Raw genomic sequence first — 9862 nt, 5'->3', positions numbered from 1 at the left:
TCGAACCGCCGACCCCCTGCTTGTAAGGCAGGTGCTCTCCCAGCTGAGCTAATCCTCCGTATGTATGCCTAGCAACGTCCTACTCTCACAGGGGGAAGCCCCCAACTACCATCGGCGCTAAAGAGCTTAACTTCCGTGTTCGGTATGGGAACGGGTGTGACCTCTTTGCCATCATTACTAGACTATTTTCTTCTTCAGAACGTTTATCTGTTCTTCAAGACAAGAATTAGTATATAACGTTCTTTCACATTATGCAATACTTTTTTCAAAAAAAATTTATTTTTTTTCAAATCGCTAAAATATAACGCTCTGTTGCTCATTATAGCAAGTGATTTCCTAAAAGAAAATAGTTAATTTAATAATCTCTCTATTAATAATCGTGCTACTGTTAAATCAATTATACTTTGACACTCTAGTTTAGAATTTTGAGAGATAATTGTCACCACATACATTAAGGTTTGATCTCGGGCAGATCTCAAGATATCCGCCAACAAGATATAAACACTCTAACGCTATGCAGATATAATGCTTTTCTAACTGTGCTAAAAGAGCATTCATCTTCCCTTTTAGCAGTGATGACGCCCTCAAAATAATCAATTATGTCTCGGCTAACTCTTGTCCAGATGCTCGAAAAGCTTCCCCTTAAAATCTGTGACATCCGCCCAAGCGTTTAGAGCGATGTGATGTTGGTCAAGCAGTCGTCACACACATGAGTAGTGTTCTAAGGTAGTACTCCACTGTTTCAATTAATGTTTCTACACTTACTGAATCTATTCTTCTCTTTTCTCACTAAGCTTAATACATATAAGAATTTCGTATTTTCTTTAATAAAGGTAAAAGCTGTTCGTTTTTTTTATCGTATTTCATAAATATATCAATTATTGGCAGCTCAAATAAATCAAAGTCAATAATATTAAATCTACCTTCCATCATCTCTTTGTATATAATAGATTTTGGTAAAAACGCCATTCCCAATCCATCTTTCACAAATTGTTTGACAATATATGTTTGAGAAATTGACATTGTACGCATAAAGGAAAAATGCTTCTCTAACATTGGCTCAATCAATACTACCTCTTTTAAATGCCCAGTAAGCAAAGGATATTTTTCGAATAAAGAGCGATAATCATAGTGTTCGCCCATTTCATCATCATAGCTATCTAAAGGGACAACAAGCTGTAGCGGACTTGATATAATTTTTTCAGCATGTATAAGGTGATGACTACTTCTTCCTATACCAATACCTATATGTACTTGATTAGTCAAAAGCTGTTCGTCAATTTGTTCCGAATCTACAACAACAATTTTAATTTCATATTCTTTTCGCTCTATTAAAAATCGGTAAATAATGTGTGGTAAATTTGTTTCGACTAACAAAGGTGATAAAGCAATTGTAATACTTTTTTTATACTGATTTGCATAAAACAAAGTGTCTCGCTTACTGTCCTCTACTTTCTGCAAAATTCCCTTCGCCTGCTTTAAAAAGAACTTCCCTTCCTCTGATAGCCATATCTTCGTATGCTCTCGGTGGAACAATTTCACTTGCAAGCTTTCTTCTAATAGCTGGATATGGACTGTAATACTTGGCTGAGATATAAATAATTTTTCGGCAGCCTCACGAAAATTTCCTGTCTCGGCAGCTATTACAAAAGACTGAATCCATTTTAATTCCATTCTACACCTCTAATTAATATTATTAATTATTTCAATTAAATTTAATTAATTTATTTAATTTAATTATTATTTTACAGTGATAGTATCAAATAATTTGGAGGGTTAGCAATGGAACAGTTAATTTTGTCTTTTAATCGTTTTGCTGAAATAGAAGCAAAAAACCGCAGTCCATTATACTATTTTTGGTGTAAAAAAATTATTCAGGATCCAGAAATGCTTCAACTGCTCACACATATTCCTAAGTCACAGCCAAAACCAAATTTATTTTTTGCAACTATACAATTTTTATTAATGAAACATGAGGATGCTTTAAAAAAATACATGCCATCATTCGTAGTAAGCCCTTTACCTGTAGAAGATAGCTATTTTGCATTACAACAATTTGTAAAAAAGCACGAACAAGAGCTTCTCTACTGTTTTCAAACAAAACGAGTTCAAACAAACGAAGTTCGCCGCAGTGCCTATCTATACCCTATTTTCAGTGATATTGCGAAAAGAGCGGAAAAACCTTTAGCTCTAATCGAAATTGGTACAAGTGCTGGGCTTCTATTGAATATTGATAAATATCGCTATGAAGTAAAACAAGGTGATCATTATATTCATTTTGGTAACCTCAAAAGCAAAGTAATAATAAAATCCGAGAACTTAGGAAATACCTTGGCTAGTTGTAGTGACTTCCAAGTATCCTATCGCTATGGTATTGATTTAAATGTTTTACACCTACAAAACCAAGAGGACTATATGTGGTTAGATGCTTTAATATGGCCAGAACATGCAGAACGCCGTATTCTTCTCCAACAAGCCGCAGCAATTCATACAGAAGTGCCAAAAACGCTGGTAGAGGGGGATATGCTCAAACTTATACCATCTATTATTCAGGAAATTTCTATTGAGCATCAAATTGTTATTTTTCATACACATGTCGCTAATCAATTTTCGGCACAGCTAAAGGAAAGCTTTCAACAAACATTAATAAACATGGCGAAAAACACCCCCATTTATCATGTATACAACAATATGTATGATGAAAATATTCATATTGAATTCATAACCGCTCATTTAAAAGAGGAAATTCGCCTTCTTCCAAAAGCAGGAGGTCACGGAGAATTTTTCTATTGGCGTTAAAGGAAAAAGCAGTTCACAAGGCGTGAACTGCTTTTTCAATAGTCAGAAGTGCTTGTTGTACTTTTTGTAAGCTATCCAAAGTTGTGCATTCTCCAAAAGAAATTCTAAAAAATTGACGGGCTGCCGCCATTGAATAGCCCATTGATAATATAGCTTTTGTTCCTGAATCACTGTGAATATCACATGCACTTCCAGTAGATATACCAATCCCCGCTTCATTTAATTTCAATAAAACATACTGCCCTTCGACTTTTTCCATCATCACACCACAAATGTTTGGTAGTTGATCCTTAGACTCAATCAGCTCACAGCTTTTCGGCAAGCTTTCTTTTAAAAATTGACGCAGTTTTTCATAATGGCCTCTTTCATAATGATATTCTTCAACCGCTGTAGCAAAAGCGACAATGGAAGGTGTATCTACTGTGCCCCCGCGTAACCCTTTTTCATGGGTAACACCTGGTACTAATGATGGTACCCGTAATTTTGGGTTTATATAAATTGCGCCACAGCCTTTTGGACCGCCAATTTTATGGGCTGATGTAGTTATTGCATCTACCTCAGCTCGTAATGGCAGTTTACAAAAAGATTGTACGCAATCAACATGCGTGAATATATCATTTCGTTTCGCGATTTGTGCAATTTTTTCTATTGGTTGGATTGCTCCAATTTCCGAATTTACATGTTGAATCGTAATTACTGCTGTATCTTCACAAATTGCTGCACGTAATTGTTCAATATCGATACAACCATCCTGCTGTAAAGCTAATTTTGTTATACAATAACCCATTTTTTCTAATGTGTTTAATGCCGCATGAACAGATGTATGCTCTGCTTGAGAGGAGATAATATGCTTTCCTTTATTTGAAGCTAGCGCTAGTGACAAAATAGCTAGTATATTTCCCTCTGTCCCACTCCCTGTAAAAATAACACCGTCTTTATTAACATGAAGCGCCTGTGCGATAACTTTTCTTGCTTGTTCCACAAAGTATTGTGACTGCCCTCCTAAATCATGCAAACTAGCGCTGTTACCATAATATCTTTTAGCAACTTCACAATATGCGGCAAGTGCTTTTTCTGTCATTGGTGTTGTTGCTGCGTAATCTAAATAAATCATATTATTCTACCTTTCTTTCCTATTAAGTCTTGTTTTCTTCTTTATTTTATGTAAAGATATGTGTCAAGACAACTGTAAAGAAGGTATTACTATGTATGTAAAGACAGATGTTCTTATTATCGGCAGTGGTATTGCTGCGCTTCAAGCCGCAAATATTTTGGGGCAACATTTTCATGTGCAGCTTGTCACAAAATCCTCCATAGAAACAAGTAGCTCTTACCGGGCACAAGGAGGCATCGCTGCCGTTACAACACGAACAGATCATATAAAATATCATATTCACGACACATTACGTGCTGGTGAGTATCATCATACTTTATCTAATGTTGAAACATTAATAAAAGATGGCGCAAAGCTAATTGATGAACTTTTACAACACGGGCTTCCTGTTGACCGTCACTCAAATGGTGAGCCTATCCTTGGTTTAGAAGGAGCACATAGCTTTAATCGTATTTTACATGCAGGAGGAGACCAAACTGGCAAGTATTTCATTCATCATTTACTAAAAAAACTCCCTTCAACGGTTACGATAAATGATTATGAGGCTGCCACTGAGCTGTTATTAAATACGAATGGCGAGTGTATCGGTGCCTTCACGCTGGGAAATCAAGGACAAAAATGCTATCTCGCTCATCACATTATTATTGCATCAGGCGGGGCTGGCGCACTATATAACTGTACTTCTAACTTTCCTACAAATACAGGTGATGGCATTGCACTTGCCTATCTTGCAGGGGCAGCTATTAGCGATATGGAATTTATGCAATTTCACCCTACTTTATTATGTTGCAACGGTGAAGCAAAAGGCTTAGTATCTGAAGCTGTACGCGGCGCAGGAGCTATTTTTGTTGATGCGAAAAGGCAACCTATTATGAAAGGGCATGATTTAGCACCTCGTCATATTACAGCATATACACTATTCATGAAACGACTTGCAGGAGAGGAAACCTTTTTAGATATTTCGATGATTGAAAAATTTGAAGAAAAGTTCCCTACAATTACAAAGCTATGTGTTGAAAATGGTATCTCTTTACAAGATGGCTTAATTCCTGTCGCACCAGGTAGCCATTTTTTAATGGGTGGCATCATTGCAGATAGTTTAGGGCAAACTTCAATCCCCTCTTTATATGCAGTAGGAGAAGTTGCTTGTACAGGAGTGCATGGTGCAAATCGTCTTGCAAGTAACTCTTTATTAGAGGCAATAACTTTTGGGCATCGTATGGCACAATCAATTGTTCATAAAGGTCTGCCTCAGCAAAATTTTATTATTAAACAAAACAAATGCGAAGGGGCTATGCCAAGCTTATTTACTAAAGCACAGCTACAGCAAAAGATGATGGAAACGTTGGGTATAGTGAGAGACCCTTTAACTATACATAGCTTTTTGCAGCAAATGCCATCGTTGCAGGCCCTTCTTTCTACAAAGAGGGAAAACTTCAACCACCAACAAATGGAGCTTTATATGATGCATATTGTTGCAATATTAATGGCCGAAGCTGCATTAACTCGCACAGAAACACGCGGTGCGCATATTCGTATAGATTACCCTAGTATGGATGAAATATGGGCAAATCGCTGGATTATTTTTTCACAAGGACATATGGAAGTGAGGAATTTTTTATATGAACATCATCAAATTAGAGGAAATGCTGAAGCAATTTTTCAATGAGGACATAGGGGACGGTGATTTATCAAGTGAACTTATTTTTTCAGCAGAGCAACAAGGAGCATTTTCTTTTTATGCGAAAGAGGATGGAGTTTTTTGTGGTGTACCTATTATCGAGCATGGTTTTCGTCTGCTTGACCAATCTATCGAAATTACTCTACATAAACAAGATGGTGAATCGGTGAAAAGTGGTGAGTTAATCGCTCATATTCAGGGTTCCCTACAAAAGCTGTTAATGGGTGAACGTGTGATTTTAAACTTAATTCAACGTATGTCTGCAATCGCTACTGCTACTCAACGTGCTGTCAATGAAACGATTGGCACAGAAACAAAAATACTGGATACCCGTAAAACAGTGCCAGGTCTACGTATGCTCGATAAATATGCTGTTCGCATTGGTGGTGGCTACAATCATCGTAACGGACTATACGACGCAATTATGCTAAAAGATAATCATATTGCTTTTGCCGGAAGTATTACAAAAGCTATTCAAGCTGCCCGTTCAAAAATTGGGCACACTGTCAAAATTGAAGTAGAGATCGAAACAAAGGCACAGTTAGATGAAGCCGTTGCTGCGGGAGCAGATATAATTATGTTTGACAATCGTACACCTGCCGAAATACGTGAATGGATACCTTCCGTTCCTAACAATATTGCAACAGAGGCATCCGGTGGTATTACACTTGAAAATTTAAAAACTTATGCGCAATCTGGCGTGCAGTGGATTTCACTTGGTGCACTTACACATTCAGTAAAAGCTTTCGATATTAGTGCACTTGTTCATTTGAAAGGAGAAAATAGTTTTGTCAATCATTAATTTACTACAACAAACATCTTTATTACCAGAGCATTATCGTACATTATCGCAAGATGAAATGGAAGTTCGCATTGCAAAAGTTAAGAAGGAATTAGGAAAAAAACTTTTTATTCTTGGTCATCATTACCAAAAGGATGAGGTTATTCAATTTGCTGATGCAACAGGAGATTCTTTGCAGCTTGCTCAAATTTCAGCAGCGAATAAAGAAGCTCAGCATATCGTCTTTTGTGGTGTACATTTTATGGCAGAAACAGCTGATATGTTAACAACTGATGAGCAGCATGTTTATTTGCCGGATATGCGAGCTGGTTGCTCGATGGCGGATATGGCTGATATTTATCAAACAGAGCAAGCATGGCCAGTTTTACAAAAGCTATTTGGTGATACGATTATTCCTCTTACTTATGTTAATTCTACTGCTGCGATTAAAGCTTTTACTGGTAAGTATGGAGGGGCTTGTGTTACATCATCAAATGCTAAAGAAATGGTAAAATGGGCATTTACAAAAAAGCAACGTATTTTATTTTTACCTGATCAACATTTAGGTCGCAACACAGCATATGATCTTGGTGTTCCACTTGAAAATATGGCTGTTTGGAATCCCCATACACAAAAGCTTGAAACAGAGCAACCAATTGAAAATATACAAGTGATTTTATGGAAAGGACACTGCTCTGTACATGAAGGCTTTACAGTCCAACATACAGCTATGATTCGTCAAACTTATCCAGAAATGCGTATTATCGTTCATCCTGAGTGCAGTCGCGAAGTTGTAGCTGCTGCTGATGATGCAGGCTCTACAAAATACATTATTGATACAATTAACAATGCACCAAGTGGCTCTTCATGGGCTATTGGGACAGAAATGAATCTTGTACGCCGCATTATTAAAGAACACCCAGATAAGCATATTATCTCTTTAAATGAAAATTTCTGTCCTTGCTTAACAATGAACCGTATTGATTTGCCACACTTACTATGGTCATTAGAAAGTATTGCTGAAGGTCAACCGCAAAATCGGATTCAAGTAGATAGTGATACTGTCATCGAGGCACGTATCTCGCTTGACCGTATGTTAGCACGTGTTTAATGTTTTATTAAAAGCTATCGGGTTTCACGATAGCTTTTTTACATGTAATGAATGAACAAATGTATCTCGATTTTTACTAAGAAATAGATAAAAGTCTCGATACACATGTTAATGAACCAGTTTCGCACTTAAAATATAGAAATTCGCACAATGGAGAGATGGTTTCGTACACAAAGTAAGCAGATTCACAAGTAAAATAGAGACTTTCTTTATTTAGAGGTATTTTCTCGATAAATTTTACCACCCAAACGTAGAAGCTTGCCAATTATTATGAAATTCCTGAACAAATTCTTACTATGCGCCCCGACAAAAGTCATGATTCGCCCCATTAACAGGCCAATTCGCCCGTAAAACACCAAATAACGCCCGATTTAGAGTGGAATTCGATCGTAAACGACCTGTATTCGCCCGTAAATTTTACTAGTTCAATCTTTGTGGAGACAACAGAAAAAAGCAGTACACGTCTTATGACATGCACTGCTTTTTGGATGACCCGTACGGGATTCGAACCCGTGTTACCGCCGTGAAAGGGCGGTGTCTTAACCACTTGACCAACGGGCCATGCTTCGATGGCGGAGAAGGAGGGATTTGAACCCTCGCGCCGGTTACCCGACCTACACCCTTAGCAGGGGCGCCTCTTCAGCCTCTTGAGTACTTCCCCATATAAATGGCTCCGAAGGCAGGACTCGAACCTGCGACCAACCGGTTAACAGCCGGTTGCTCTACCACTGAGCTACTTCGGAATAATTTCATTGGTGGGCCTAAATGGACTCGAACCATCGACCTCACGCTTATCAGGCGTGCGCTCTAACCAGCTGAGCTATAGGCCCTTATTTGGAGCGGGTGATCGGAATCGAACCGACGACATCAGCTTGGAAGGCTGAGGTTTTACCATTAAACTACACCCGCAAAAAAACATGGTGGGTCAGGACGGAATCGAACCGCCGACACTTAGAGCTTCAATCTAATGCTCTACCAACTGAGCTACTGACCCACATTTTAAAATTAAATGGCGGTCCCGACCGGGATCGAACCGGCGATCTCCTGCGTGACAGGCAGGCATGTTAACCGCTACACCACGGGACCTTTTGGTTGCGGGGACAGGATTTGAACCTGTGACCTTCGGGTTATGAGCCCGACGAGCTACCGAGCTGCTCCACCCCGCGATAATCTTTATATTGTTCACCATGTTTACTGCTAGTTAAAAAATGGCGGAGGAAGAGGGATTCGAACCCCCGCGCGGTTTAACCCGCCTGTCGGTTTTCAAGACCGATCCCTTCAGCCGGACTTGGGTATTCCTCCGTGATTATAACTATAACAATGGTGGACCTTACAGGACTCGAACCTGTGACCGGACGGTTATGAGCCGTCTGCTCTAACCAACTGAGCTAAAGGTCCTTTAAGATGGCGGCGGAGGGGGTCGAACCCACGACCTTACGGGTATGAACCGTACGCTCTAGCCAGCTGAGCTACGCCGCCAGGATCTTTAATTATGGTTGGTGGAGCCTAGCGGGATCGAACCGCTGACCTCCTGCGTGCAAGGCAGGCGCTCTCCCAGCTGAGCTAAGGCCCCATAATTTTTTATCAGTTGGTTTTACATGGTCGGGAAGACAGGATTCGAACCTGCGACCCCTTGGTCCCAAACCAAGTGCTCTACCAAGCTGAGCTACTTCCCGTTACTTTTTTGGCGCGCCCGACAGGAGTCGAACCCATAACCTTCTGATCCGTAGTCAGACGCTCTATCCAATTGAGCTACGGGCGCTTTTTTAAAATGGTGCCGAGGGCCGGAATCGAACCGGCACGGTAGTCACCTACCGCAGGATTTTAAGTCCTGTGCGTCTGCCAGTTCCGCCACCCCGGCACATATTGGAGCGGAAGACGAGGTTCGAACTCGCGACCCCCACCTTGGCAAGGTGGTGTTCTACCACTGAACTACTTCCGCATGTGCTAAAGAATTTTTATTCTGACAGTTTATTTAGTTTGTTTTGCTGGTGCGGGTGAAGGGAGTCGAACCCCCACGCCTTGCGGCGCTAGATCCTAAGTCTAGTGCGTCTGCCAATTCCGCCACACCCGCTCGGTTTTTTGGTCTAAATGGTGAGCCATGAAGGACTCGAACCTTCGACCCTCTGATTAAAAGTCAGATGCTCTACCGACTGAGCTAATGGCTCAAAATGGTGCCGGCGATAGGAGTCGAACCCACGACCTACTGATTACAAGTCAGTTGCTCTACCAACTGAGCTACACCGGCATTTTGAATGGTGGAGGATGACGGGTTCGAACCGCCGACCCCCTGCTTGTAAGGCAGGTGCTCTCCCAGCTGAGCTAATCCTCCGAAAAAACTGAACATTATGTATGCTTGTTCTTTCAAAACTGGAT

6 protein-coding genes, 20 tRNA genes and 1 rRNA gene are annotated in these 9862 nt (G+C 40.0%); 4 read left to right on the top strand and 23 right to left on the bottom strand.

The window, feature by feature from the left end; translation table 11 throughout:
* Positions 1-66: 66 nt before the first annotated feature.
* Positions 67-182, bottom strand: a 5S ribosomal RNA gene (rrf, locus tag TY13_RS08440).
* 613 nt (positions 183-795) lie between these two features.
* On the bottom strand, positions 796-1674 hold the full coding sequence (locus TY13_RS08435; RefSeq protein WP_042474345.1) for a LysR family transcriptional regulator: 879 nt from the start codon (positions 1672-1674) through the stop codon (positions 796-798).
* A 108-nt stretch (positions 1675-1782) separates the two neighbouring features.
* Here TY13_RS08435 and TY13_RS08430 point away from each other — a divergent pair, with 108 nt between their 5' ends.
* Positions 1783-2799 carry a DUF2332 domain-containing protein gene (locus tag TY13_RS08430; protein ID WP_042474342.1) on the top strand — a complete coding sequence of 339 codons (1017 nt, stop codon included), beginning with the start codon at positions 1783-1785 and terminating at the stop codon, positions 2797-2799.
* 13 nt (positions 2800-2812) lie between these two features.
* Here TY13_RS08430 and TY13_RS08425 read toward each other — a convergent pair whose 3' ends face one another.
* Positions 2813-3913, bottom strand: a complete 1101-nt coding sequence (locus tag TY13_RS08425) for a cysteine desulfurase family protein (protein ID WP_042474340.1) — start codon at positions 3911-3913, stop codon at positions 2813-2815.
* A gap of 91 nt (positions 3914-4004) precedes the next feature.
* Between TY13_RS08425 and nadB the strand changes: the two genes are divergently transcribed.
* Genes nadB through nadA form a run of 3 tightly spaced genes read left to right on the top strand, consistent with a single transcriptional unit; the run spans position 4005 to position 7486 of the window.
* The gene (nadB, locus tag TY13_RS08420; protein WP_042474337.1) at positions 4005-5582 is read left to right on the top strand and encodes an L-aspartate oxidase; all 1578 of its coding nucleotides are present in this window, start codon (positions 4005-4007) and stop codon (positions 5580-5582) included.
* Positions 5536-6396, top strand: a complete 861-nt coding sequence (gene nadC / locus TY13_RS08415) for a carboxylating nicotinate-nucleotide diphosphorylase (RefSeq protein ID WP_042474335.1) — start codon at positions 5536-5538, stop codon at positions 6394-6396. The genes nadB and nadC overlap by 47 nt, the downstream gene beginning before the upstream one ends.
* On the top strand, positions 6383-7486 hold the full coding sequence (gene nadA, locus TY13_RS08410; RefSeq protein ID WP_042474332.1) for a quinolinate synthase NadA: 1104 nt from the start codon (positions 6383-6385) through the stop codon (positions 7484-7486). Before nadC ends, nadA begins: the two co-directional genes overlap by 14 nt.
* A gap of 489 nt (positions 7487-7975) precedes the next feature.
* On the opposite strand, the gene TY13_RS08405 is transcribed toward nadA, so the two are convergent.
* The 20 genes from TY13_RS08405 to TY13_RS08310 form a co-directional block, all read right to left on the bottom strand.
* Positions 7976-8047 (bottom strand) — tRNA-Glu (locus TY13_RS08405).
* A gap of 9 nt (positions 8048-8056) precedes the next feature.
* Positions 8057-8147 (bottom strand) — tRNA-Ser (locus TY13_RS08400).
* Positions 8148-8154: 7 nt separating this feature from the next.
* A tRNA-Asn gene (locus tag TY13_RS08395) sits at positions 8155-8229 on the bottom strand.
* A gap of 10 nt (positions 8230-8239) precedes the next feature.
* A tRNA-Ile gene (locus TY13_RS08390) sits at positions 8240-8316 on the bottom strand.
* 5 nt (positions 8317-8321) lie between these two features.
* Positions 8322-8395 (bottom strand) — tRNA-Gly (locus tag TY13_RS08385).
* A gap of 9 nt (positions 8396-8404) precedes the next feature.
* A tRNA-Phe gene (locus TY13_RS08380) sits at positions 8405-8480 on the bottom strand.
* 16 nt (positions 8481-8496) lie between these two features.
* Positions 8497-8572, bottom strand: a tRNA-Asp gene (locus TY13_RS08375).
* A gap of 3 nt (positions 8573-8575) precedes the next feature.
* Positions 8576-8652, bottom strand: a tRNA-Met gene (locus tag TY13_RS08370).
* Between the two features lie 43 nt (positions 8653-8695).
* A tRNA-Ser gene (locus TY13_RS08365) sits at positions 8696-8788 on the bottom strand.
* A 19-nt stretch (positions 8789-8807) separates the two neighbouring features.
* Positions 8808-8884: transfer RNA gene (locus tag TY13_RS08360), tRNA-Ile, on the bottom strand.
* A gap of 7 nt (positions 8885-8891) precedes the next feature.
* A tRNA-Met gene (locus tag TY13_RS08355) sits at positions 8892-8965 on the bottom strand.
* Positions 8966-8983: 18 nt separating this feature from the next.
* Positions 8984-9059: transfer RNA gene (locus TY13_RS08350), tRNA-Ala, on the bottom strand.
* A 26-nt stretch (positions 9060-9085) separates the two neighbouring features.
* Positions 9086-9162: transfer RNA gene (locus TY13_RS08345), tRNA-Pro, on the bottom strand.
* A gap of 9 nt (positions 9163-9171) precedes the next feature.
* Positions 9172-9248 (bottom strand) — tRNA-Arg (locus TY13_RS08340).
* 10 nt (positions 9249-9258) lie between these two features.
* A tRNA-Leu gene (locus tag TY13_RS08335) sits at positions 9259-9347 on the bottom strand.
* A gap of 6 nt (positions 9348-9353) precedes the next feature.
* Positions 9354-9428 (bottom strand) — tRNA-Gly (locus TY13_RS08330).
* 47 nt (positions 9429-9475) lie between these two features.
* Positions 9476-9560, bottom strand: a tRNA-Leu gene (locus TY13_RS08325).
* A gap of 18 nt (positions 9561-9578) precedes the next feature.
* Positions 9579-9654: transfer RNA gene (locus TY13_RS08320), tRNA-Lys, on the bottom strand.
* Positions 9655-9658: 4 nt separating this feature from the next.
* A tRNA-Thr gene (locus TY13_RS08315) sits at positions 9659-9734 on the bottom strand.
* Between the two features lie 8 nt (positions 9735-9742).
* Positions 9743-9818: transfer RNA gene (locus TY13_RS08310), tRNA-Val, on the bottom strand.
* Positions 9819-9862 lie beyond the last annotated feature (44 nt).

It is taken from the genome of Bacillus ndiopicus (assembly GCF_000612805.1).
Lineage (GTDB): Bacteria > Bacillota > Bacilli > Bacillales_A > Planococcaceae > Metasolibacillus > Metasolibacillus ndiopicus.
This window is presented reverse-complemented; position numbering and strand designations above follow the sequence as displayed.

Coding starts and splice junctions, on each gene's coding strand:
- TY13_RS08425 (WP_042474340.1), bottom strand. CDS start 3,913: ATGATTTATTTAGATTACGCAGCAACAACACCAATGACAGAAAAAGCA.
- TY13_RS08430 (WP_042474342.1), top strand. CDS start 1,783: ATGGAACAGTTAATTTTGTCTTTTAATCGTTTTGCTGAAATAGAAGCA.
- TY13_RS08435 (WP_042474345.1), bottom strand. CDS start 1,674: ATGGAATTAAAATGGATTCAGTCTTTTGTAATAGCTGCCGAGACAGGA.
- nadB (WP_042474337.1), top strand. CDS start 4,005: ATGTATGTAAAGACAGATGTTCTTATTATCGGCAGTGGTATTGCTGCG.
- nadC (WP_042474335.1), top strand. CDS start 5,536: ATGAACATCATCAAATTAGAGGAAATGCTGAAGCAATTTTTCAATGAG.